Annotated in this window: 18 protein-coding genes, 2 tRNA genes and 2 rRNA genes; 16 read left to right on the forward strand and 6 right to left on the reverse strand. The window is 65.8% G+C overall.

What is annotated here, in order from left to right:
- Positions 1 to 24: 24 nt before the first annotated feature.
- The 9 genes from IB223_RS01260 (at position 25) to IB223_RS01300 (ending at position 9,021) form a co-directional block, all read left to right on the forward strand.
- A tRNA-Ala gene (locus IB223_RS01260) sits at positions 25 to 100 on the forward strand.
- 15 nt (positions 101 to 115) lie between these two features.
- Positions 116 to 192, forward strand: a tRNA-Ile gene (locus IB223_RS01265).
- A 255-nt stretch (positions 193 to 447) separates the two neighbouring features.
- Positions 448 to 3,326, forward strand: a 23S ribosomal RNA gene (locus IB223_RS01270).
- Between the two features lie 126 nt (positions 3,327 to 3,452).
- Positions 3,453 to 3,567: ribosomal RNA gene (gene rrf, locus IB223_RS01275) — 5S ribosomal RNA — on the forward strand.
- Positions 3,568 to 3,660: 93 nt separating this feature from the next.
- Positions 3,661 to 4,890, forward strand: a complete 1,230-nt coding sequence (locus tag IB223_RS01280) for a dipeptidase (protein ID WP_192199887.1) — start codon at positions 3,661 to 3,663, stop codon at positions 4,888 to 4,890.
- A 111-nt stretch (positions 4,891 to 5,001) separates the two neighbouring features.
- Positions 5,002 to 5,844, forward strand: a complete 843-nt coding sequence (locus IB223_RS01285) for a metal-dependent hydrolase (RefSeq protein WP_192199888.1) — start codon at positions 5,002 to 5,004, stop codon at positions 5,842 to 5,844.
- A gap of 194 nt (positions 5,845 to 6,038) precedes the next feature.
- Positions 6,039 to 6,917: an RNA polymerase sigma factor RpoH gene (gene rpoH, locus IB223_RS01290; protein ID WP_192199889.1), complete on the forward strand. Its 879-nt coding sequence runs from the start codon at positions 6,039 to 6,041 to the stop codon at positions 6,915 to 6,917.
- 131 nt (positions 6,918 to 7,048) lie between these two features.
- Positions 7,049 to 8,473, forward strand: a complete 1,425-nt coding sequence (locus IB223_RS01295; protein ID WP_192199890.1) for a hypothetical protein — start codon at positions 7,049 to 7,051, stop codon at positions 8,471 to 8,473.
- A 44-nt stretch (positions 8,474 to 8,517) separates the two neighbouring features.
- Complete coding sequence (locus IB223_RS01300) at positions 8,518 to 9,021, forward strand: DUF1203 domain-containing protein (protein ID WP_225590746.1); 504 nt, start codon at positions 8,518 to 8,520, stop codon at positions 9,019 to 9,021.
- On the opposite strand, the gene IB223_RS01305 is transcribed toward IB223_RS01300, so the two are convergent.
- From IB223_RS01305 to IB223_RS01315, 3 genes are all read right to left on the reverse strand, one after another.
- The gene (locus IB223_RS01305; protein ID WP_192199891.1) at positions 8,994 to 10,271 is read right to left on the reverse strand and encodes an NAD(P)/FAD-dependent oxidoreductase; all 1,278 of its coding nucleotides are present in this window, start codon (positions 10,269 to 10,271) and stop codon (positions 8,994 to 8,996) included. The two genes, IB223_RS01300 and IB223_RS01305, sit on opposite strands and share 28 nt — an antisense overlap.
- A 73-nt stretch (positions 10,272 to 10,344) precedes the next feature.
- Positions 10,345 to 11,664 (reverse strand): MFS transporter, encoded by a 1,320-nt coding sequence (locus IB223_RS01310; protein ID WP_192199892.1) that lies wholly within the window; start codon positions 11,662 to 11,664, stop codon positions 10,345 to 10,347.
- Entirely contained in the window at positions 11,664 to 13,850 is a 2,187-nt protein-coding gene (locus tag IB223_RS01315) for a primosomal protein N' (protein ID WP_192199893.1), read from the reverse strand. The genes IB223_RS01310 and IB223_RS01315 overlap by 1 nt, the downstream gene beginning before the upstream one ends.
- A 444-nt stretch (positions 13,851 to 14,294) precedes the next feature.
- Between IB223_RS01315 and IB223_RS01320 the strand changes: the two genes are divergently transcribed.
- Positions 14,295 to 15,260, forward strand: coding sequence for a hypothetical protein (locus IB223_RS01320; protein WP_192199894.1), 966 nt, complete (start codon positions 14,295 to 14,297; stop codon positions 15,258 to 15,260).
- Positions 15,261 to 15,267: 7 nt separating this feature from the next.
- Positions 15,268 to 15,840, forward strand: a complete 573-nt coding sequence (locus IB223_RS01325) for a DUF3106 domain-containing protein (protein WP_192199895.1) — start codon at positions 15,268 to 15,270, stop codon at positions 15,838 to 15,840.
- 101 nt (positions 15,841 to 15,941) lie between these two features.
- Here IB223_RS01325 and IB223_RS01330 read toward each other — a convergent pair whose 3' ends face one another.
- The gene (locus IB223_RS01330) at positions 15,942 to 17,153 is read right to left on the reverse strand and encodes a DUF3667 domain-containing protein (protein ID WP_192199896.1); all 1,212 of its coding nucleotides are present in this window, start codon (positions 17,151 to 17,153) and stop codon (positions 15,942 to 15,944) included.
- Between the two features lie 101 nt (positions 17,154 to 17,254).
- On the opposite strand from IB223_RS01330, the gene IB223_RS01335 reads away from it, so the two are divergent.
- The 4 genes from IB223_RS01335 to map all read left to right on the forward strand — a co-directional run bounded on the left by IB223_RS01335 (position 17,255) and on the right by map (position 21,849).
- Complete coding sequence (locus tag IB223_RS01335; protein ID WP_192199897.1) at positions 17,255 to 18,634, forward strand: MATE family efflux transporter; 1,380 nt, start codon at positions 17,255 to 17,257, stop codon at positions 18,632 to 18,634.
- Between the two features lie 63 nt (positions 18,635 to 18,697).
- Entirely contained in the window at positions 18,698 to 20,602 is a 1,905-nt protein-coding gene (sppA, locus tag IB223_RS01340; protein ID WP_192199898.1) for a signal peptide peptidase SppA, read from the forward strand.
- Positions 20,603 to 20,863: 261 nt separating this feature from the next.
- Positions 20,864 to 21,076 carry a ParD-like family protein gene (locus IB223_RS01345; protein ID WP_192199899.1) on the forward strand — a complete coding sequence of 71 codons (213 nt, stop codon included), beginning with the start codon at positions 20,864 to 20,866 and terminating at the stop codon, positions 21,074 to 21,076.
- Positions 21,073 to 21,849 (forward strand): type I methionyl aminopeptidase, encoded by a 777-nt coding sequence (map, locus tag IB223_RS01350; RefSeq protein WP_192199900.1) that lies wholly within the window; start codon positions 21,073 to 21,075, stop codon positions 21,847 to 21,849. The genes IB223_RS01345 and map overlap by 4 nt, the downstream gene beginning before the upstream one ends.
- A 96-nt stretch (positions 21,850 to 21,945) precedes the next feature.
- On the opposite strand, the gene IB223_RS18955 is transcribed toward map, so the two are convergent.
- Complete coding sequence (locus IB223_RS18955; protein WP_255431469.1) at positions 21,946 to 22,074, reverse strand: hypothetical protein; 129 nt, start codon at positions 22,072 to 22,074, stop codon at positions 21,946 to 21,948.
- A gap of 58 nt (positions 22,075 to 22,132) precedes the next feature.
- Here IB223_RS18955 and IB223_RS01355 point away from each other — a divergent pair, with 58 nt between their 5' ends.
- Complete coding sequence (locus IB223_RS01355; RefSeq protein ID WP_192201194.1) at positions 22,133 to 22,909, forward strand: SDR family oxidoreductase; 777 nt, start codon at positions 22,133 to 22,135, stop codon at positions 22,907 to 22,909.
- Here the strand turns inward: IB223_RS01355 and IB223_RS01360 are convergent.
- Positions 22,897 to 23,556: a hypothetical protein gene (locus IB223_RS01360; protein WP_192199901.1), complete on the reverse strand. Its 660-nt coding sequence runs from the start codon at positions 23,554 to 23,556 to the stop codon at positions 22,897 to 22,899. The genes IB223_RS01355 and IB223_RS01360 overlap by 13 nt on opposite strands.
- Positions 23,557 to 23,727: the final 171 nt, after the last annotated feature.

Below are 23,727 nucleotides of genomic sequence, written 5' to 3' on the forward strand. Positions count from 1 at the left end.
TTTTTCAGAGTAAGCCCGTAAAACGGGGCCTTAGCTCAGCTGGGAGAGCACCTGCTTTGCAAGCAGGGGGTCGTCGGTTCGATCCCGACAGGCTCCACCACTGAGAACGACTTTTGGGTCTGTAGCTCAGGTGGTTAGAGCGCACCCCTGATAAGGGTGAGGTCGGTGGTTCGAGTCCTCCCAGACCCACCAAAACCAGGCTGGCTATTACTTCTGAAACCTGCAATCGCACACTAAAAGATTATTTTGAAACGGATCGGCGCTGAAGCCGGCTTCGTGTTCTTTAACAACTTGTGACGTAGCGAGCGTTTTAGATTTTCATCTAGACGTGTCGTTGAGGCTAAGGCGGGGACTTCGAGTCCCTAATAAATTGAGTCGTATGTTCGCGTTGGTGGCTTTGTACCCCACCAGCACGGCATGTAACTCCGAGGCGACTTGGGGTTATATGGTCAAGCGAATAAGCGCACACGGTGGATGCCTTGGCGGTCAGAGGCGATGAAGGACGTGGCAGCCTGCGAAAAGTGTGGGGGAGCTGGCAACAAGCATTGATCCCGCAATGTCCGAATGGGGAAACCCACTGCTTCGGCAGTATCCTGCAGTGAATACATAGCTGCTGGAGGCAAACCCGGTGAACTGAAATATCTAAGTAACCGGAGGAAAAGAAATCAACCGAGATTCCCTGAGTAGTGACGAGCGAACGGGGACCAGCCCTTAAGCTGGATTGGTTTTAGAAGAACAGTCTGGAAAGACTGGCCATAGACGGTGACAGCCCGGTATTCGAAAGGACCTTTTCAGTGAAGACGAGTAAGGCGGGGCACGAGAAACCCTGTCTGAACATGGGGGGACCATCCTCCAAGGCTAAATACTCCTGACCGACCGATAGTGAACCAGTACCGTGAGGGAAAGGCGAAAAGAACCCCGGAGAGGGGAGTGAAATAGATCCTGAAACCGTGTGCGTACAAGCAGTAGGAGCCCGCAAGGGTGACTGCGTACCTTTTGTATAATGGGTCAGCGACTTACTGTTCGTGGCAAGCTTAACCGTATAGGGGAGGCGAAGGGAAACCGAGTCTGATAAGGGCGCATAGTCGCGGGCAGTAGACCCGAAACCGGGTGATCTAGTCATGCCCAGGGTGAAGGTGCCGTAACAGGTACTGGAGGCCCGAACCCACTCCCGTTGCAAAGGTAGGGGATGAGGTGTGATTAGGAGTGAAAAGCTAATCGAACCCGGAGATAGCTGGTTCTCCTCGAAAGCTATTTAGGTAGCGCCTCGTATGAATCTTCTTGGGGGTAGAGCACTGTTATGGCTAGCGGGACATCGCGTCTTAGCAAACCATGGCAAACTCCGAATACCAAGACAGAATGTACGGGAGACACACGGCGGGTGCTAACGTCCGTCGTGAAAAGGGAAACAACCCAGACCCACAGCTAAGGTCCCAAATTTCGTGCTAAGTGGAAAACGATGTGGAAAGGCACAGACAGCCAGGAGGTTGGCTTAGAAGCAGCCACCCTTTAAAGAAAGCGTAATAGCTCACTGGTCGAGTCGGTCTGCGCGGAAGATTTAACGGGGCTAAGCACGAAACCGAAGCTTGGGGTGCATAACTTTGTTATGCGCGGTAGAGGAGCGTTCCGTAAGCCGTTGAAGGTGACTTGAGAAGGTTGCTGGAGGTATCGGAAGTGCGAATGCTGACATGAGTAACGATAATGCGGGTGAAAAGCCCGCACGCCGAAAGCCCAAGGTTTCCTTGCGCAACGTTAATCGACGCAGGGTTAGTCGGTCCCTAAGGCGAGGGCGAAAGCCGTAGTCGATGGGAAGCAGGTTAATATTCCTGCACCTCGCGTGAGTGCGATGGAGGGACGGAGAAGGTTAGGTGTACCGGGCGTTGGTTGTCCCGGGGAAAGGCGGTAGGTTTGGATCTTTGGCAAATCCGGGATCCTTTAAGACCGAGCACCGAGACGAGTCCTTTTGGACGAAGTCACTGATACCACGCTTCCAGGAAAAGCTCCTAAGCTTCAGCTCACGCAGACCGTACCGTAAACCGACACAGGTGGGTAGGATGAGAATTCTCAGGCGCTTGAGAGAACTCGGGTGAAGGAACTAGGCAACATGGCACCGTAACTTCGGGAGAAGGTGCACCCTCTTTGGTGGCCCATGCGGGCTATAGCTGAGGGGGGTCGCAGAAACCAGGCCGCTGCGACTGTTTATCAAAAACACAGCACTCTGCAAACACGAAAGTGGACGTATAGGGTGTGACGCCTGCCCGGTGCTGGAAGGTTAATTGATGGGGTCAGCCGCAAGGCGAAGCTCTTGATCGAAGCCCCAGTAAACGGCGGCCGTAACTATAACGGTCCTAAGGTAGCGAAATTCCTTGTCGGGTAAGTTCCGACCTGCACGAATGGCGTAACGACAGCGGCGCTGTCTCCACCCGAGACTCAGTGAAATTGAAATCGCTGTGAAGATGCAGCGTTCCCGTGGCAAGACGGAAAGACCCCGTGAACCTTTACTATAGCTTTACATTGAACGTTGAGTTCGTCTGTGTAGGATAGGTGGGAGGCTATGAAACCGAGGCGCTAGCTTCGGTGGAGCCAACCTTGAAATACCACCCTGATGTGCTTGACGTTCTAACCTAGGTCCGTAATCCGGATCGGGGACCATGTATGGTGGGTAGTTTGACTGGGGCGGTCTCCTCCCAAAGAGTAACGGAGGAGCTCGAAGGTACGCTCAGCGCGGTCGGACATCGCGCACTGTGTGCAAAGGCATAAGCGTGCTTGACTGCGAGATCGACGGATCAAGCAGGTACGAAAGTAGGACTTAGTGATCCGGTGGTTCTGTATGGAAGGGCCATCGCTCAACGGATAAAAGGTACTCCGGGGATAACAGGCTGATACCGCCCAAGAGTTCATATCGACGGCGGTGTTTGGCACCTCGATGTCGGCTCATCACATCCTGGGGCTGTAGTCGGTCCCAAGGGTATGGCTGTTCGCCATTTAAAGTGGTACGCGAGCTGGGTTCAGAACGTCGTGAGACAGTTCGGTCCCTATCTGCCATGGGCGTTGGAGATTTGAGAGGGGCTGCTCCTAGTACGAGAGGACCGGAGTGGACGAACCTCTGGTGTTCCGGTTGTCACGCCAGTGGCATTGCCGGGTAGCTATGTTCGGAAGCGATAACCGCTGAAAGCATCTAAGCGGGAAGCGCGCCTCAAGATGAGATCTCCCGGGGCACAAGCCCCCTAAAGGAACCATCAAGACTAGGTGGTTGATAGGTCAGGTGTGTAAGTGGGGCAACCCATTGAGCTAACTGATACTAATGATCCGTGTGGCTTGACCATATAACCTCAAGTGGCCTTGGACTCGACGATATCGTCAGAGAAAATCCAATGCCCGCTACGTCACAAGACCCTATGAGAGATTGGCGCCTTAATCCGTTATCTGGATGGCGACGCTCCAACCCTCTCCCTGGTGAAATTAGCGCTGTGGTCCCACCCGTTCCCATCCCGAACACGGAAGTGAAACGCAGCCGCGCCGATGGTAGTGTGGCTTAAGCCATGCAAGAGTAGGTCATCGCCAGGGGCTTTACCCCGAAACCCCCGTCCAATAGGACGGGGGTTTTTTCTTGCGTCGCTTTGGCCAACAATCGATCCTCATCTCACAGGGGGACGATGCATGAAGCGGTGTCGATTGGTCTTTGCGATTGCGCTGATCGTGCCCGGTGCTGGTGCTGCGGCAGAAGGCACGTCGATGGCGGCGCAACGCGTGCATGAAGCCGCGCTGGTGCTTGATACCCATCTGGACACGCCCGCGAATCTGCGGCGCCCCGGATGGAGCATCGCAGACAATCACCAGCATGAAGGCGATCTCTCGCAGGTCGACCTGCCGCGCATGAAGGCTGGCGGGCTGGATGGTGGCTTCTGGGTGATCTACACGGCCCAGGGTGCGCGCGATGACACCGGCAAGCGCGCCGCGCGCGACCATGGTCTCAAGCGTCTCGCCAGTATCCTGGAGATGCTCGCGGCGCATCCTGCCGAGATGGAACTCGCGCTCACCGCGGATGACGCCGAGCGGATCGCGGGTGCCGGCAAGCGCGTGTCGTTCATCAGCATGGAAAACGCCGCGCCGCTGGCGAGTGATCCGACCCTGCTGACGGCTTACCATCGCCTGGGGTTGCGCATGCTCGGCATCACCCATGTGCGCAACAACGATTTCGGCGATTCTTCCACCGATCCGGCAGGTGCCGAGTGGAAGGGGCTCAGTCCGGCTGGACGCGCCCTGGTGGCCGAGGCGAACCGGCTCGGCGTCGTGCTGGATGCGTCGCATGCGAGCGACGCGGTGTTCGACCAGTTGCTCGCGTTGTCTTCGGCGCCGATCGTCTTGTCGCATACGAGTGCGGATGCGATCTACGACCATCCGCGCAATATCGACGACGCGAGAATCCGCCAGCTCGCGGCGAAAGGCGGGGTGATCCACGTCAATGCTTACGGCGGCTACCTGGTCGACATCCCGAAGATTCCGGAACGCGAAGCGGCGATGGAAAGCCTGTCGAAGAAGTTCGGCTCGGAAAGCCGGCTGCCGGCGGATCGCGTGGCGGACTATCTGGCCGAGCGCCGCGCAATAGAAGCGCGGTATCCCACCAGGCGTGCCACGTTCGACGAATACATGGCACACCTGCTGCACATCCTGAAGGTTGCTGGCGTGGATCATGTCGGCATCGGCGCAGACTGGGATGGCGGCGGTGGCGTCGTTGGCCTGGAAGATGTCAGTGCCCTGCCACGGATCACCGAAGCACTGCTGGCGGCAGGCTACTCCGAAGTGGACATCCGGAAAATCTGGGGAGGCAACCTCCTGCGCGTATTGCGGCAGGCGCAGGAGGGCGCCGCGCCCCCGGCATCTCCATGATCGCAAGGGTGCACTGCCGATACTCTTCGACGACCGCTCCGCTGTGGGTGAATCGATGCGGTGGGTCAGGACGCCCTCGCCCTCGCGGGTGAGCACGGGCAGGGCAGAGACATGGGTGAATCCATCACGCCGCGACGCTTCGTTGCAGGCCTTCCTCTCGACATTCCCCAGCACTGGTTGCCGGGCAACGAAGTGGTTTCGTCGCTGCTCAACGCATACACCATCCTGGTGCCCGCGAACGAAGCCTTCTATATCCGCACGCTCAATGCGTGCATGCGGCATGTCGCCAACGACGCACTGCGCGAGCGCTGCCAGACGTTCATCCGGCAGGAGGCGCAACATGGAGTGGCGCACAAGCGCTACTGGGACAACCTGGATGCGCAGGGATACGCATACCGTGGCTTCGAGCGTGCGGTGGATCGTGTCATCTTCCGCACGATGGACCGCTACGCGCCGCTGTGGCTACGTGTCTCGCTTGTAAGTTGCGTTGAACACATCAACGCATTCCTGGGCTATGAGTTCCTGTCGCAGTCGATCCTGGTCGAGGCAGATCCAAGCGTGCGCGACCTGATGGAATGGCACTTCGCCGAAGAGATCGAGCACCGTGCAGTTGCGTTCGATCTGCTGCAGGTGATTGCGCCTCGCTACGCGGTGCGCTTGCTGGGTGCGCTGACGACAACCACGCTGTTCTACGCCTTGATGATCGGCATGGCGGCGTCACTGTTGGTCCAGGATCGCTTGTTGTGGAGAAAGGCCTCCTGGCGGCAGGTGGCCCATCACTTCGGGAAGGGGCATGGGATGGCGCGCCGCACCCTTCGTCACCTGCGCGAGTACCTGCGTCGGGACTTCCATCCTTCGCGTTTGGAGGGTGCCGACGACCTTGCCGCCCAGGTGCTGGCGAGGCAGGCTCGGAAAGCGCCGCCGACCGTCGTGGCGGTGTCCTCCCGAACCTGAACGCCAGATCGCCGGGGCGGGTGGCAGATTTCCGAACTATCTGGGCATTACGTGATCCGGGATCGCCAAGTAATTGATAGGGCAGGAATATTCCTGGATTAGTCCGCCGGAGGGAGATTGTTGCAGACGTAGGACAATGGGGAACTTCCCTGGTGGTTAGCAGTCGAACCCCCCGACTGCTAACATCCCTGCCCATGAGCCAGAACACTCCTACTACCGCCCTGGTCACCAACAGCCTGCCGATTCCCAGTGCCCTGGGTTCGCTGGACGCCTACATCAGTGCCGTGCACCAGATCCAGGTGCTGTCGGTCGAGGACGAGCGAGCGCTCGCCCACCGTTATCGCGAGGATGAAGACCTCGACGCGGCGCGCGAGCTGGTGCATTCGCACCTGCGCTTCGTGGTGCATGTCGCCCGCGGTTACAACGGCTACGGCCTGCCGCTGGGGGATCTGATCCAGGAAGGCAACATCGGCCTGATGAAGGCCGTGAAGCGTTTCGATCCCGACATGGGTGTGCGCCTGGTGAGTTTCGCGGTGCACTGGATCCGTGCCGAGATGCACGAGTTCATTCTGAAGAACTGGCGCATCGTGAAGGTCGCCACGACCAAGGCGCAGCGCAAGTTGTTCTTCAACCTGCGCAAGTCCAAGACACGCCTGGGCTGGATGAATGCCGAGGAAGTCAGCGTCATCGCCAAGGACCTCAACGTGTCCGAGCGCGAAGTGCTGGAGATGGAAGCGCGCCTGTCTGGTCGTGACATCGGTTTCGACGCCTCTTCTGACGAGGACGAGGATCATGCCCCGCCTTCGCCGGCCAGCTACCTGGTCGCCCACGATGAGGATCCTTCGCAGGCCTACGAGCGTGCGGACAGCGAAGACAACCAGATGGAACTGCTGCGCGAGGGTCTCGCGAATCTGGATGAGCGTTCGCGCGACATCATCAAGCGCCGCTGGCTGGATGGCGAAAGCAAGATCACGCTGCAGGAACTTGCCGACGAGTACGGCATTTCCGCCGAGCGTGTCCGCCAGGTGGAAGCCAATGCGCTGAAGAAGATGAAGGCGCTGTTCGCGGCCTGACCCGGCATCGCGTCAGCGTACTGAAGAGGCCCCGTGAGGGGCCTCTTTTCGTTTGCAAGGTTCATCGATCGACGGAAGTGTGATCCACTACGCCGCGATCCGCCTCAGGCGGCAACATAAAGGAGCAGGGCATGGCGTGGGGCAACAAGCGGCAGTGGGTACTCGCGTTGGCATTGGCATGCGGCATGGGGGCGGGCGCGGGCGGCACGCCGGCCATGGCGGCCGAAACCGGCAACACCAAATCCTCCGGCGAAACGCGCGGCGTGAGTTTCAGCATCGATCGCGAGGAATACGACGCGCAGGCGCGCGCCGCGATGCAGATCGATCCGGTGGTGTCCGCGCAGCTTGGCGCGATTCGCAAGGTAGTGCTGGACGATGCCGCGAGCATGGACCAGCCCGGCCCCGACGTCCTGGTGTTCGATGTCGAGGGCAGCCGCGGCAAGGGGCGCGTCACCGCACGCTTCATCACCGTCAGTGCGACGGAGGAGGCGCTCGGCCCCGGCGTTCTGGTGATGTCGGACGGCACCAAGCACGTGATCGAAGGCGACGCCGACGCGTTGGCTGCGGAAGACGACCACCATGGGCACGACCACGATGAGGACGTCGGGGCGGGCGCCGACCTCTTCACCCGTCAGGCGCAGGAAGCCGCGCAGCGGTATCCGCTGATCCGCCAGCACATCGGCCAGATCACGACGTTCGAGATCGACACGGAGGCTACCGGTGCCGCGCCGGGCATGAACACCTTCGTGTTCGACGTGGTGGGCGACAAGGGCCGTGGGCGATTGGAAGCGGACTTCATCACCGTCAGCGCCGAGACCGAACGCCTCGGCAAGGGCGTGCTGACGCTGGCCAATGGCCGCCGCTTGCCGTTCGAAGGCGAGCCGCGTGGTGAAGACGAGCCCGCCGATGACGCGGGCGTCGATGACATGTTCGGCGACATGCAGGACAACATCTTCACCCGCCAGGCGCGCGTCGCCGTGCAGCGCTACCCGCTGGTGCAGCAGCACATCGGCACGCTCGCCTCGTTCGAATTCGACCTGGCCGCCACGGGCGAGGCCGAGGGTGCCAACGAGTTCGTGTTCGCACTGGCGGGCGACAAGGGCCGTGGCCGCATCCTCGCGGAATTCATCACCGTGGACGCCGACACCGAGCGTCTCGGCAAGGGCGTGCTGACGCTCGCCGATGGCCGCGAGATTGCGTTCGAGGGCGAGGCGCCGATGGAGGGCGAACTGGCGTCGCCGCGCATCGATACGGATCGTGGCGAGGTGCCCGACACGTTCGCGCGGCAGGATGGCATCTTCGTGCTGCAGGCCAACGCGGCGATGCAGGCGCATCCGGTCGTGCAACGCCACATCGGTGACATCCGCGAGGCGGCCTTCGACCGTGACGCGTCCTGGGCAGCGGAAGGCGAGCTGTATGTCTTCGACCTGAAAGGCAGCAAGGGCGCGGGCCGCCTCGAGGCCGAATTCATCACGGTCGATGCGGACAGCGAGCGCATCGGCGACGGCGAGCTGGTCATGGCCGACGGCAAGCGCTATCCGCTGGACCCGAAGTAGGCCGGACAAGATCCGGATAGCGCCGCCTCAAGGGCGGCACGAACATGGCATCCCGTTTCCCGCAGCGTGATGCCATGTCGTTCGTGATCCGCGGGCTGTCGCCCGAACCCTTCCGTCCTCTGTTCGCACTCGACGCCGCCGCACTGGCGGCACGCAACATCCGTCGCGTCGTCGCCGATGCCGACCGAGGCTTTCCCTGCCGCGTCACGCTGCAGGATGCGCAGCAGGGCGAGACCCTGTTGCTGCTTCCCTACCTGCACCACGATGTCGCCGGTCCGTATCGCGCCAGTGGGCCGATCTACGTGCGCGAAGCGGCGCTGCATATCCATGCCGCCGAATACCACGACACATTGCCGCCGTCATTCCCGCGCCGGTTGCTGTCGCTACGGGCCTATGACGAGGACGGTCTGATGCGGGACGCCGAGGTGGTGGAAGGAGCGAACGCGTCACCGCACCTGCAGCGTCTGCTCGACGCGCCCGGTGTCGCCTATCTGCACGTGCATAACGCACGTCCCGGCTGCTACGCCTGCCGCGTCGATCCCGGCTGATCCTCGTCCTTGCCGAGGATGATCCGCGCGCCGCGCTGGTAGCTCCAGTACGCCCAGCACCAGTTCAGCAGCACGACCAGGCGGTTGCGGAAGCCGATCAGGAAGAACACGTGCGCGGTCAGCCAGAACCACCACGCCAGCAGCCCGGAAAATTTCAGCCGGCCGAAATCCACCACCGCCGCCATCCGCCCGATGGTCGCGAGGTTGCCATAGTCCTGGTAGCGGAACGCGCCGGGCGCCGGACCACCCGACAGTCGCGCACGCAGCACCTGCGCCACGTGCCGGCCCATCTGTTTCGCCGCCGGCGCCACGCCGGGCACCGGACGCCCGTCCGAGGTCACGGCGGCGAGATCTCCCGCGACGAAGATGTCCGGATGTCCCGTGACGCTGAGATCGGGCTGCACCGGCACGCGGCCAGCGCGATCCAGTGGCACGTCCAGCGAGCGCGCCAGCGGTGATGCCGCCACACCGGCTGCCCACACCACCGTCTTCGCCGGCACGAAGGCGTCGCCCAGCCGGTAACCCTCGTCGGTGATGTCGCTGACCGGCGTGCCGGTCACGACCTCGACGCCCAGTTTTTCCAGCTGCCTGCGCGCCTTTTCCGACAGTGCGGGGGGAAACGATGCCAGCACGCGCGGTCCCGCTTCCACCAGTCGCACGCGCGCCTGCGAGGGGTCGATGCGGCGGAATTCGTTCTTCAGCGTATGCCGCGCGATCTCCGCCAGCGTGCCCGCCAGTTCGACCCCGGTCGGTCCGCCGCCGACGACCGCGAAGCTCAGCCAGGCGGCGCGCCTGCCTGGATCGGTCTCTGCCTCCGCACGCTCGAACGCGAGCAGCAGGTGACGTCGCAATTGCAGCGCATCATCCAGCGTCTTCAGGCCCGGTGCGTGTCGCGCCCATTCGTCGTGACCGAAGTAAGCGTGCGTCGCGCCCGTGGCCAGCAGCAACGAGTCGAACATGATCGTCGTGCCGTCCGCCAGGACGACCTGCTTTGCATCCGGCTCGATCGATGCAACGTCGGCCAGCCGTACTTCGACGTTCTCCTGTTTGCGCAGGATGTGGCGCAGCGGCGCGGCGATATCGGGTGCGGACAGCCCGGCGGTGGCCACCTGGTAGAGCAGGGGCTGGAACAGATGGTGGTTGTGGCGGTCGATCAGGGTGATGCGTACCGGCGCGGAAGCCAGCGCACGCGTGGCCCAGAGCCCGGCGAAGCCGCCGCCGACGATGACGAGATGGTGTCCTGCTTGCATGCCGTCTCCTGCTGCCATGGTCGCGTGGCGCCGTCGCGGATTGTCGCACGCGCCGTATCCGGGGCGCGCAGGATCATTCCGGATCGCGATCGATGAGCGAGGTCTTGCGCGTATCGGGCATCCACAGGTACACCAGCAGCGAGCATGCGATGCACGCCGTGACATACCAGTAGAAGCCGGTTTCGTGGCCGATGTCCTTGAACCAGAGCGCGACCATGTCGGCGGTGCCGCCGAAAATCGCCACGGTCAGCGCATAGGGCAAGCCGACGCCGAGGGCGCGGATCTCGACAGGAAACATCTCCGCCTTCACCACTGCGTTGATCGCGGTGTAGCCGCTGAGGATCACCAGCGCCGCCATCAGCAGCCAGAATGCCTGCGCCGGGCTCGAGACCGTCTGCAGCGTCGACAGGATCGGCCACGTGCACAGCGTTCCCAGCACACCGAAAGCGATGAGGATGCGCCGGCGTCCGATCCGGTCCGACAGCGCGCCGACCACCGGCTGCAGCAGCATGAAGAAGAACAGCGTCGAGGCGTTGATCAGGCTGGCCGTCTGGCTCGCCATGCCGGCGCTGTTGACGAGGAATTTGTGCACGTAGGTCGTGTACGTATAGAACGCGAGCGTCCCACCCATCGTCAGTCCGACCACCGCGAGCACCGCACGCGGGTGTTGCATCAGGGCACGCAGCGTGCCCTGCGCTTCCTGCAGGTCCGGCGTGCCCGCGGCCTCGCGGCGGGAGAACGATTCGGTTTCCACCATGTTCCGGCGCAGCCACAACGCCACCAGCGCCGCCGCGGCGCCGATCGCGAACGGGATGCGCCAGCCCCATTCGCGCAGCTGCCCGTCGGTCAGGAATACGCGCTGCAACGCGATCAGTACGGCCAACGCGATCAGGTGGCCCATCACCAGCGTGACGTACTGGAAGCTGGACCAGAAGCCGCGATGCCCGCGCGTGGCCATCTCGCTGAGATAGGTCGCCGATGTGCCGTATTCGCCGCCGACGGACAGGCCCTGCAGCAGCCGCGCCATCACCAGCAGGATCGGTGCCGCCACGCCAATGGTCGCGTAGCCTGGCGTGCAGGCGATGATCAGCGAACCGCCGCACATCATCACCACCGACAGCATCAGCGCGCGCCTGCGGCCATGACGATCGGCGTAACGCCCCAGCAGCCAGCCGCCAAGCGGGCGCATCAGGAAGCCCACTGCGAAGATCGCGGCGGTCTTCAGCAACTGGCTGGTGCGGTCGCCACCGGGGAAGAACACGTCGGCGAAGTACAGCGAGAATGCCGCGTAGACGTACCAGTCGTACCACTCCACCAGGTTGCCGACCGAGCCGCTGAAGATGCTGCGCAGGCGGCGCGCGGGCGTCATGGCAGCGTGTGTGTCGGCGCTCATCAGTAGAGGTCCATCGGGTCGATGTCGAGCGACCAGCGCGTACGGCGCGCTTCCGGCATGGCATGGATCTGCGGCAACGCGAGGTCGAGTGCGCGGTGCAGCGTGCGGCGTTCCGGCGAGGACAGCAGCAATTGCACGCGGTGCAGGCCGGCGCGGCGTGGCATCGGTGCGGGCAGGGGGCCGTGCATTTCCAGGGTGGCGTCCTGTGCGCGCAGGCTCTGCTTGGCGGCCTGCAGGAACTGGTGCGCGGCATCCACGTGCTGGGCTTCCGCACGCAGCAGGGCCAGATGTGCGAACGGTGGGAAGCCCGCCATCCGGCGTTGCTCCAGCTCTGCGTCGGCGAAGGCGTGGTAGCCGCCGGTGATCAGCGTGTTCAACAGCGGATGATCGGGGTGATGCGTCTGCAGCCACACATCGCCGCGCTTGCCGGCGCGCCCGGCGCGCCCCGCGACCTGGATCAGCTGCTGGGCGAGCTTCTCGCCCGCACGGAAGTCGGTGGAAAACAGGCCCTCGTCCACGCCGACCACCGCCACGCGCGTGAGGTGCGGCAGGTCGTGGCCCTTGGCCAGGATCTGCGTGCCCACCAGAATGCCGGGCGCATCGCCCAGCCTGGCCAGTTGTTGCGCCAGCCCATCACGCTTCTGCGTGGTGCCGCGGTCCACCCGCAGCACCGGCACGTCGGCGAACAGGTCGGACAGCGTTTCCTCCAGCCGCTCCGTGCCGATCCCCTGCGGTTGCAATGCCAGGCCGCCGCAGTCGGGGCATGCCGGGGGGGCGGCCTGCCGCGCGCCGCAGTGATGGCACTGCAGGCGCTTGCCGCCCGCATGTACCGTCATCGCGCTGTCGCAGCGCTTGCAGTGCGCGCTCCAGCCGCAGTCGTGGCACAGCAGCACCGGGGCGTACCCGCGGCGGTTCTTGAACACCAGTACCTGGCCATCCGCCTCCAGCGCCTGGCGGATGGCCTGCAGCGTGTCGGGCAGCAGGCCGGCCTGCTGCGGTCGCTTGCGCATGTCCAGCACGCGCACGCCGGGCGGTTGCGCCTCGCCCGCGCGCCGCGACAGGCGCAGGTGCGCGTAGCGGCCGCTGCGCGCGTTGTGCAGCGTCTCCAGCGATGGCGTGGCGCTGCCCAGCACCACCGGCACGTCCAGCGCCTTGCCGCGCACCAGCGCGAAGTCGCGAGCGTGGTAGCGGATGCCGTCCTGCTGCTTGTAGCTGCCGTCGTGTTCTTCGTCGATCACGATCAGGCCGGCCTCCGGCAACGGGGTGAACACCGCCGAACGCGTGCCCACGATCACCCGTGCCTCACCACGCAGGCAGGCGGCCCAGGTACGGGCGCGCTCGCCATCGTTGAGGCCGGAGTGCAGCGCATGCACGGGCACCCCTAGGCGCTCGCGGAAGCGCGCCAGCGTCTGCGGCGTCAGGCCGATCTCCGGCACCAGCACCAGCGCTTGGCGTCCACGAAGCAGGCAGTCGGCGATCGCGTGCAGGTAGACCTCGGTCTTGCCGCTGCCGGTCACCCCGTCCAGCAGCAGGGCACCGAAGCCGGTCGTGCCGATGATCGTCTCGGCCGCGACGCGCTGTTCGTCGTTGAGCGCCGGACCAGGCCGGGGCGAAGGGGGCGTCGTCGTGGCGGGCGCGGCGACGCGTTCGGCCAGCCCGCGCCTGGCGAGGTCTCGTGCGGTGGCGCGCCCGGCATCCACGTGCAGGTCCAGCACGTCCTCGTCGAGCGAGGCGTGTGCGGCCAGCAGGTCGGCCAAACGCCGTGGCCGGCTGCCGGCGCGCAGGCGATCCTGCTGGGTGCGGCCGGCTTCCGTCAGGCGCCAGTGCCAGGCGTGGGTGTCCGGCAGGGGCTCGCCCTGGCGCAACTGGACCGGCAGGGCCGTCGCGACCACCTCGCCCATCGGCGCGTGCGTATAGCGGCCCAGCCAGTGCAGCGAGTCGAGCAGTTCCCCGTGCAGCAGGGGGCTGGCATCGAGCAGCGCCTCGGCGTGGCGAAGCTCCAGATCCGGGTCGGCCGGCTGCCCGACGCCGGCCACGAAGCCGGTCAGCGCACGGTTGCCGAACAGCACCTTGACCCGCTTGCCCACGTCCTCCGGCGAGGCGGCGTGGCCGGGCGGGGGCAGGTAGTCGAACAGCCGTGGCAGAGGGACCGGCAGCGCGACCTGGAGGACGGAAACGGGCGACATTGTGTGCAGTGTATCGGCCCCTCCCGGCGGGGGCACATCTCGCGCAGTTGCGGTGATGTCCTGTCAAAATCTTGACGAAAATCACGCAAGTGCCCATCCCACAAGGGGATTCCGATTTATCCACACCAGCTGTGGATAAATCTGTGCATGGCGAGATTGCTTCACGGCGCGATGACGGTCCTGCAAGCCTCGGTGCCACCTTGGCGAAAAAAGCGCCATCCCTGTATTTTTCAATGAAATCATGCAGTTGCCCGTGAAACCCGATTGACACAATGTCCTGACGGGGGAGTCCCGGGCCTGGCATGACGGTTTGGTGACCGCTGTGCACAACGTTTTTCGCGGAAAGCCTTGTGCGGCCGAAGAGAGCAGGTTCCGGCGCGATGTCAAGCGTCCATACGGGCCCGCAGGCTGACTATGATCGGGTCGTCCGCAACCGGTTTCGCCATGGCTCCCACCCCCGCTTCCGACCCGCCGCCCGCCGCCCTTGCCGCCTTCCTGCGGGGGTGCGAACGCCGGGGCGCGGTGTTCGCCGCGCTCCAGTGCGGAGACCCCGACCGTGGCGACGTCGCCCTGGCGGCGGCATTGCGCGCGTTCCGTGCCAAGGCGGCGGCGCTGCCGATGGCGGACTGGCCGGTGCGCTTCTGGTCGCTGCTCGCCGCCACCCCGCAACTGCGGGCGGACGGCGCGTACGCGCACTGGTCGGGTTCGCTTGCGGCCCTGGCGGCACCGGCGCCTGCCGACCGCGCCGCCCTGCTGCTGCGGCTGGCAGGCGGCCTGCAGGAGGCCGAGGCCGCCGAAGCGCTCGGCATCGACGGCCCGGCCTATCGCGATGCCTTGGCCCGTGCCTGTCCGCGTGATGCGACCGGGCAGCCCGACGCTGCCGGATGGCGTGCGCTGGCGGAAGCCATCCAGCAACACCTGCGCGACCTGTCTCCTGACCGTCTCGCCACACTGGCTCGCCTGCGGGAGGACGCCCTTGCCGGCACGCGCCCCGTGCCGCCGGTGGCGAAGCCCGCTGCGCTGGCCGTGACGGCTCCTCCGCGCCGCCGACGCTGGCATTGGAGCCTGCTCGCGGTGCTCCTGTTGCTGGCGGCTGCTGCGGCAGGGTGGTGGTGGGACAGGCAGGACGCCCCGCCGCCGTCTGGCACGGCAGGGGTCCCGGCGGGCGGCGACGGCGCGCTGGCGCTGCCTCCGGATCCGGTGATCGCCGTGGCCGAACTGCCGGCTGCCGACGCCCCTGCCGTGCGCTCCGACGCTGCGATGGCGCCGCACGAACATGCGGACTTCGCGCTGCTCGCCGATGCCGACGAGGAGGCCCTCGCCCGCGAGGCGGACTTCCTGGCCTGGTACGTGGCCGGCGCAGGCACGCCTCAAACGCCTGCCGTGGAGGATGACGATGCGGCGCGTTGAGATGCGGATGGCTCTACTCGGCGCCGTGGGTCTGGTGGTCTCGATCGCCGGCATCGCCGTCTCCGCCGCGCAGGACGCCGCCGCCGGCGCGCGCTGGCAGGCGATGTCGCCGGCGGCGCAGGCGGCGTGGCAGCAACGGCGCATCGCGTGGGATGCGCTGCTCCTGCACGAACGCGAAGACCGTCGCGCGCGCTACGCCGCCTGGCGTTCACTGGACGAAGTACAGCGCGCGCGGTTGCGCGCCGCGGCCGCCGAGGTCGCCGCGCTGCCGCCGGAACACCAGGCTGCCCTGCGCACGCAGTTCGCCGTGCAGGATGCGATGCAGCGCAACGGATGGCGCTTGGGGCCGGCGCTCGGTGCTGACTGGCCGCGCCTGCAACCCTTGTTCGCCTACGTACCGCCCGGCGAGCGCGACGCGGCGCTCTCGGTGCTGCACCAGCTCGACGCGGAGCAACGGGACGATCTGGCCGCGCTGGCGCAGCGCTTGCCGCCGCAGGACCGGGATGCGTTCCGTCGTGAACTGCTGGCGGTGCCTGTCAGCCAGCGGCGCGCATGGCTGCGGCACCAGCGTGATCGCTAGCCAGGAGCACAGAACACCGGATCCCGTTCGTGGTTCGACGGGCTCACCACGAACGGCATGCAAGGCGACGTGCCTGCATGGCGGCGCCGTGCGGCGTTTCCCTACGCATTCACCAGGCTGGTCAGGGACAGCAGGACCATGGCCGTGACGACGAGCATGAAGTACAGCATGCCCAGCGCGAGGTACTTCACCAGCGTGACGACCGGGTGCTGGCGATAGACGCGCTGCTGCATCCAGAACAGGTACACCGGCATCCAGCACATGATCAGCAGCTCGGCCAGCCACACGGGCGCGCGTGCCACGGTCGCCTGCGCGGGCAGCAGGCTGTCGATGAAGGACAGGGCGAAGAACGCCAGCACGCACAGGCACAGGTAGGCGTGACTGTAGAGCGCCACCACCAGGTGTTCCAGGTACACACGGCGTGTACCGATGTACGCCAGCTTCAGCAGCAGCGCGAACACCGGCACCAGCACGAACAGCGCCGATGGAACCGACCCCATCATGGTGTTCTTGAACAGCTCGGGGTCTTTCTGCAGGCGCGGGATGTTGTCCTGCGCCCGCGCGATCTTCTTGTTCAACCAGCGGTTGCCGAACGCCGGCAGCCAGTCCACCCGGATCGGATTGTCGGTCGGATGCCACGGCTTTCCGTTCTGCGAGAACAGCGAGCCGGTGGAGTCCGGCATCGGCCCGCCCTCCGGAATCCGGTCGGGTTCGGCCAGCGCCGGATGATCCGGCTGCAGTGCGGCGATGCGCGCGCGTGCCCGCGCCTGGGTGCCGCGGATGTTGTCTTCCACGCGGCCGCGCGCGAAGGCGAGCGGCGGCGGGATGGTGGCGCGCGCGGCCAGCAGCCCGTCGATGGTCCGGTCGCGCAGGCGCACCACTTCGTCGGGGTCGGTCAACGATTCGAAGTCGACGCCTTCGTCCCCCGCGCCCGTCACTTTGACCGTCGTGCCGCCCTTGCCGTCCGCCACGGCTGGCGGGCTCAGCACATCGCCGCTGCCCATGGCGAACTTGCCCACGAAGAACGTCAGCACGCTGAGGACGACGAACAGCCGCAGCGGCGCCACGAAGGGCGCGCGATGGCCTGACAGGTAGGCGTTCGCCAGCTTGCCCGGCGACATCAGTGTGCGCAGGGTGCGGAAGATGCGGCCGTCCAGGTGCCAGAACGACTCGAAAACTTCTTCCACCGCATGCCCGAAGCTGCGCAACGGGTTGTGCGAGGTCTGTCCGCAGGCATGGCAGAACTCGCCCTGCAGCGGTGTATGGCAGTTCTCGCACGCGCTGGCGTGCACGGCATCGTGCGATGGGGTCATGGGGCGTTCGGGTGGCGCGGCGGGCTAGCGGGTAAGATACCGGCCTCCCGTGACCCGGTGCCAGCGCGAATCCGCGCGGCCGCAGTCCGGCGGTTGATCCCATGTCCCGTTCCCCCTCCCCGACCCCGCGCTTCGGACAGGAAGTGCGCGCCACAGGCACGCTCGCGTTGCCGCTGGTGCTGGGCCACGTCTCCACCGGTCTGATCGGCTTCGTCGACAACGTCATCGCCGGCCACCACGCCACCCAGACGCTGGCGGCCGTCACCGTGGGTACCGCGTTGCTGTGGCTGCCCATGATGGTGCCGATCGGTACGCTGATCTCGCTGACGGCGTCCGTGTCGCAGCTGGATGGCGCGAAGCGGCGCGACGAGATCGCGCCGCTGTTCCGCCAGGCGCTGTGGCTGTCGCTGGGGCTGGGCCTGCTGATGTTCGCCTTCCTGAGTGCCGCGCCCTACGCGCTGACCGCGTTCGGCATCACGCCCGACATCATTCCCGGTGCGACGGCGTTCCTGCACGGCATCCGCTGGGGCGTGCCGGCGCTGACGTTCTACTTCTGCATGCGCTATCTGAGCGAAGGCACGCACTGGACGCTGCCCACGATGATCCTGGGCTTCGGCGGCCTGCTGGTGCTGGCGCCGGTGGGCTACGTGCTGACGTTCGGCAAGCTCGGGTTCCCGGAGATGGGCGCAGGCGGGTTGGGCATCGCCTCGGCGCTGACCATGTGGCTGCAGGCCATCGCGTTCGCGATCTACCTGGCGCGCGCGCGCCGCTTCGCCGACCTGCAGCTGTTCGCGCATTTCGAGCCGCCGCGTCGCGAACCCATTCTGCAACTGCTGCGCACCGGCCTGCCCATCGGCATCACCGTGCTGATGGAAGGCAGCCTCTTCATCGTCACCGCGCTGCTGATCGCGCGCCTGGGCGCTACGCCCGCCGCCGCGCACCAGATCGCCATCAACGTGTCGGCGCTGTGCTTCATGATCCCGATGGGCGTGGCCGAGGCCACCACCGTGCGCGTGGGCCATGCGGTCGGTTCGGGCGACGTGGCCGGCATCCGCCGCGCCGCGCACGCGGGCTACGTCATCGTGCTGGCCACGCAGGCCATGTCGGCGTTGTTCCTGCTGCTGGGCCATGACCTGGTGGTGGCGCTGTATACCGATGACCTGGCCGTGGCCGCCCTCGCCGGCACCCTGCTGCTGTTTGCCGCCGCCTTCCAGTTCCCCGATGGCATCCAGGTGCTGTCCGCCGGTGCACTGCGCGGGCTGAAGGACACCCGCGTGCCGATGTGGCTGGCGGTCGCGGCCTATTGGGGCCTGGGCATGCCGCTGGGCGCCGGGCTTGGCCTGGGCCTGGGCTGGGGACCGCAGGGCATGTGGCTGGGCCTGATCGTGGGCCTGACCGCCGCCGCCGTGCTGCTGGGCTGGCGCTTTCAGCGCAGCAGCCTGCGCTGGACCGCCGCCACGCCCGCAGCTTCCGCACGGTGACCAACGGGGCATGTAAGCCCCGCAGGCACACGCTACAGTGACCCCAGTTTCCCGGAGTTCCCCATGAGCCAAGTCGCACCTGCACCCCGCCGCAGCCCGATCACCACGTTCTTCGTCGGCCTGTGGGACGTGATGAACTTCACCCGCAAGCTGGTCCTCAACCTGATCTTCTTCGGGCTGCTGTTCCTGATCTTCATCGTGTTCGTCATCGCCGCCGGCAGTGGCGGGGTGAAGCCGCTGATGGAGCGCACCACCTTCGTGCTGGCGCCGGAAGGCCGCCTGGTGGAACAGTTCACCGCCGACCCCGCCACCCGCGCGCTGGCCAAGGCGTTCGGCGACAAGAGCGCCGAGGAAGTGCAGCTGCGCGACCTGCTGCGCGCCATCGAGGCCGCGCAGAAGGACGAGAAGATCGAACGCATGCTGCTGCGCGTGGACCAGCTGCAGCCCACCGGCTACGCCTCGCTGCGTGAAGTCGCCGCCGCGCTGGCGAAGTTCCGCGCCTCGGGCAAGCAGATCGTCGCCTTCGGCGAGAACGTCAGCCAGACCCAGTACCTGCTGGCCGCGCAGGCCAACGAGGTCTACATCGACCCGATGGGCAGCCTGATGCTCGAGGGCCTGGGCCGCTATCGCCAGTACTACCGCCAGGGCTTGCAGGAGAAGCTGGGCGTGGACGTGCACCTGTTCAAGGTGGGCGAATACAAGTCCGCGGCCGAACCGTACGTGCTGGACGCTGCATCGAAGGAAGCCAAGGAAGCCGACCTGTACTGGATGAACGACGTCTGGCAGCGCCTGCTTGCCGACATCGCCAAGGTGCGCAAGACCACGCCCGAGGCGCTGGCCGCCGGCATCGACACCATGCCCGAAGGCATCGCCGCCGCCGGTGGCGACCTGGCCAAGTACGCCCTGCAGCAGAAGCTGGTGGACGGCCTGAAGACGCAGGAAGAAGTCGAGAACCTGCTGATCGAGCGCGGCGTGGCCGACGAGGATTCCGACACCGGCTTCCGCGCCATCGGCCTGGCCGGTTACCTGCCCCAGCTCGATGCCAGGACGAACCCCTTGGACAAGCGCCCGCAGGTGGCCGTGGTGGTCGCGGAAGGCGAGATCACCGACGGCGACCAGCCGGCCGGCCGCGTCGGTGGCCTGTCCACCTCGGCACTGCTGCGCGAGGCACGCGACGACGAGGACGTGAAGGCCGTGGTGCTGCGAGTGGATTCGCCCGGTGGCGGCGTGTATGCCTCCGAACAGATCCGCCGCGAAGTGGCCGCGCTGAAGAAGGCCGGCAAGCCGGTGGTCGTCTCGATGGGCGACCTGGCCGCATCGGGCGGCTACTGGATCAGCATGAATGCCGACCGCATCTATGCCGACCCGTCCACCATCACCGGTTCCATCGGCATCTTCGGCCTGATCCCCACCGTGCCGCGCACGCTGGAGAAGATCGGCGTGCGTACCGACGGCGTGGGCACCACCCGCTTCGCCGGCGCGTTCGACATCAGCCGCCCGTTGGACCCGGCCGTGGGCCAGGTGATCCAGTCGGTCATCGACAAGGGCTACGCCGACTTCACCGGCAAGGTCGCCGAGGCGCGCAAGAAGCCGGTCGAAGAGATCGACGCGGTGGCACGCGGCCGCGTGTGGAGCGGTGCGCAGGCCAAGGAACGTGGCCTGGTCGATGAACTGGCTGGTCTGGATGCGGCCCTGGCCGATGCCGCCAAGCGCGCCAAGCTGGGCGAACCCGACAAGTACCGCGTGCGCTACATCGAGAAGATGTCCTCGCCGTTCTCGCAGTTCATGGGCGGCTTCGCCGGCAGCCGCCTGGGCTCGGCGTGGTTGAAGGACTCCGACTTCGCCCGCGCCCTGCTGGCGCGCAGCCTGCCGGAGATGGAAGCACAGCTGCGTTTCGTCGACGAAGCCGTCAACGACCGCCACGGTGCCCCGGTGAAGAGCCTGGCGTACTGCTTCTGCGGGTTCTGAACCTCATCGTCATCGCCTGATCGACGGGCCGCGCGGGACACCGCGCGGCCCGTTGCGTTTGCGGCATCGCCTGCCACGCAGGTGACGGGTGCGCCGGGTCTGGACGCCGATGCATGGCGCCATCGCCACAGCCGTGGCCCGGCGCAACGCGGCGGATACCGCCTGCGGACCGCCTTGCACGGGGTGCAGGATCACCCGGCTGGCAATGAATATATGAAACATATATGATTCATGTATTCCGTTCCCTTTCAAGGCACCTCCATGGGCATCGTCAACATCGACGACGCGCTGCACGACCAGCTCCGCCGCGCCTGCACCGTCAGTCACCGCTCGATCAATGCGCAGGCCAACTTCTGGATCAAGGTCGGGATGCTGTGCGAGATGCACCCGGAACTGAGCTTCCAGGACATCGTCGCCAATGAACTGCGCGCGGCGGGTGTGCAACCGCAGCCAGTGCGCCCGGGACACGCGTGATCAAGCGCGAGACCGAGCTTGCGTTGATGGCGGAGGCCGGCGCATTGCTGGCCTCCGTGTTCGACGCGCTCGGCGGGCTCACCCTGGAAGGCATGAGCACGATGGCGATCAACGACTTCGTCGAGCGCATGATCGTGGACGACCTGCACGCGCGGCCCACCAGCAAGGGGCAGTACGACTTCCCCTACGTGCTGAATGCCTCGATCGACGACGTGGTCTGCCATGGCATGCCGTCGGAAGCGGATGTGCTGCGCAGCGGCCAGATCGTCAACCTGGACATCACGCTGGAGAAGAACGGCTACATCGCCGATTCCAGCACTACGTATCTCGTCGGCGAGGTGGCGTATCCGGCGCGGCGCTTGGTGGCAGCCACGTACAGCGCCATGTGGAAGGGCATCGCCGCCGTACGTCCCGGTGCGCGGCTGGGCGACATCGGCCATGCCATCGCGCAGTACGCGCGCCAACAGGGCTATAGCGTGGTCAAGGAGTACGGCGGCCACGGCATTGGCCGCGAGATGCACGAAGCCCCGCACGTGCATCACTACGGCAGGCCCGGCACCGGTCTGGAACTGGAGGAAGGCATGGTGTTCACCATCGAGCCGATGTTGAACCAGGGCCGCGCCGCGATCCGCTCGCGCCCCGACCAGTGGCCGGTGCATACGCGCGACGGCAAGCTGTCCGCGCAGTTCGAACACACCATCGCCGTGACCCGCACCGGCGCGCGGGTGCTGACGCTACGCAATGGCGAGACGCCGCCGCGCGACGTCCACTGAATCTCTGATCCCTGCTCACCCGCATGCGGAGGAGCGGGCGAGACGTCGCATCGGCATCGTCTCTCGCGTCGCCGACGCGTCAATCCGATGTGCAGCTCAGGCCGCCACGCCGTCCGCGCTCGCCTGCGGTTCCGGTGGTTCGTCGGTCGGCGGCGGCTCGGGAGCGCGGCAGGCCACGCAGGCCAAGGCGAGCAGGGCAAGCAGGATGAGGCGGATCCGGATCATGGCGACGGTCCTCCTGTGACGTGGCGCTATGCTACGCGCATCGATGAAGGAGACGCATGTGGCGGCGAACCGGTGGCGGTTGGACGGGCAATTGGCCTTGGTGACCGGGGCCAGTGCGGGCATCGGGCTGGCGATCACGCGCGAGCTGCTGGGCTTTGGTGCCGACGTGCTGCTGGTGGCACGCGACGAGGATGCCTTGCAGGCGGCGCGTGCCGAACTGGCGGAGGAATTCCCCGAGCGCGGCATCAGCACGCTGGCTGCCGACGTGGCGGACGACGAGGATCGCCGCGCCATCCTGGACTGGGTGGAAGACCACGATGACGGCCTCAACATCCTGGTGAACAACGCTGGCGGCAACGTCACGCGCGCGGCGGTGGACTACACCGAGGACGAGTGGCGCAACATCTTCGAGACCAACCTGTTCTCGGCATTCGAGCTGTCGCGCTACGCGCATCCGCTGCTGACGCGGCATGCCGCCTCGTGCATCGTCAACGTGGGCAGCGTATCCGGCATCACCGCCGTGCGCAGCGGCGCGCCCTATGGCATGACCAAGGCCGCGCTGCACCAGCTCACCCGCAACCTGGCCGCCGAGTGGGCCGAGGACGGCGTGCGCGTGAACGCGGTGGCGCCGTGGTACATCCGCACGCGCCGTACGTCCGGGCCCCTGTCGGATCCGGACTACTACGACGAAGTGGTCGCGCATACGCCGATGCGCCGGATCGGCGAACCGGAGGAAGTCGCGGCTGCGGTGGGCTTCCTGTGCCTGCCTGCGTCCAGTTATGTCACCGGCGAATGCATCGCCGTGGACGGCGGGTTCCTGCGTTACGGGTTCTGAGCCGCCGCCTCGGGCGCGCGGAACACCACCCGGCCGTCCGCATCCAGCACTTCGATGCGGGCGTCGCCGGCACGATCCACGCGCAGGCGGATGCGGTCCTTGCCGCTCGCGTCGGCCAGCAGGATCTCGGCATCGTTGTGTTCGTTCTGGATCACGATGCGGCGCGTGGCCTGCCTGGCCGCGTCGAGCACCTTCACGTGCGAGGGCACGGCCTGGTTGATCTGCAGGCCGCTGCTGATGGGCTCGCCGTCGGCGCCGATGCGCGTCAGCAGGCCGATGGCGTCCATGTTGGGATTGTCGAAGGCGAGCGCCGAGACCTTGCCGGCCTCGACGTCGGTGAGTGCAAGGCCGCCGACTTCGTTGCCCTTGCGGTCGTAGAACACCAGTCCCGCGGGCGTGACGGCGCGCTTGAAGGTTTCTCCATTCAACATCGGCGGCGGAAAGCGTTGCTGGTTGGTCAGCACCACGCGCGGCGTGCCGTCCGCGTCCACGACGTCCAGCCGCTCCACCGACAACCGTTCGAAATGCGGGTCGGGCGCCTTGAAGGCCACCAGCAGCAAGGCGATGAAGGCCATGGTCAGCGCGCCGGCGTAGGCACGCATCAGGCGCATCTCGCGGAGCAGGCGGGGCAGGGGGTCGTGCGGCATCGGTCAGTCTCCCGGGGCGGAACACCCGATTCTACCCAGCGCCCTGCGCACGCGTGCCGCATCGCCATCCGCGATGTTCCGTAGTGCGGCGACAGTCGCCACGGTGCGACGGAGGGTGCGATTGAAGTTCGTTTTACACGCACGACGTAGCGTGTGCCGACCTGGAGATGA

Origin of the sequence: Pseudoxanthomonas sp. PXM03, assembly GCF_014852005.1 — a bacterium.
GTDB lineage: Bacteria > Pseudomonadota > Gammaproteobacteria > Xanthomonadales > Xanthomonadaceae > Pseudoxanthomonas_A.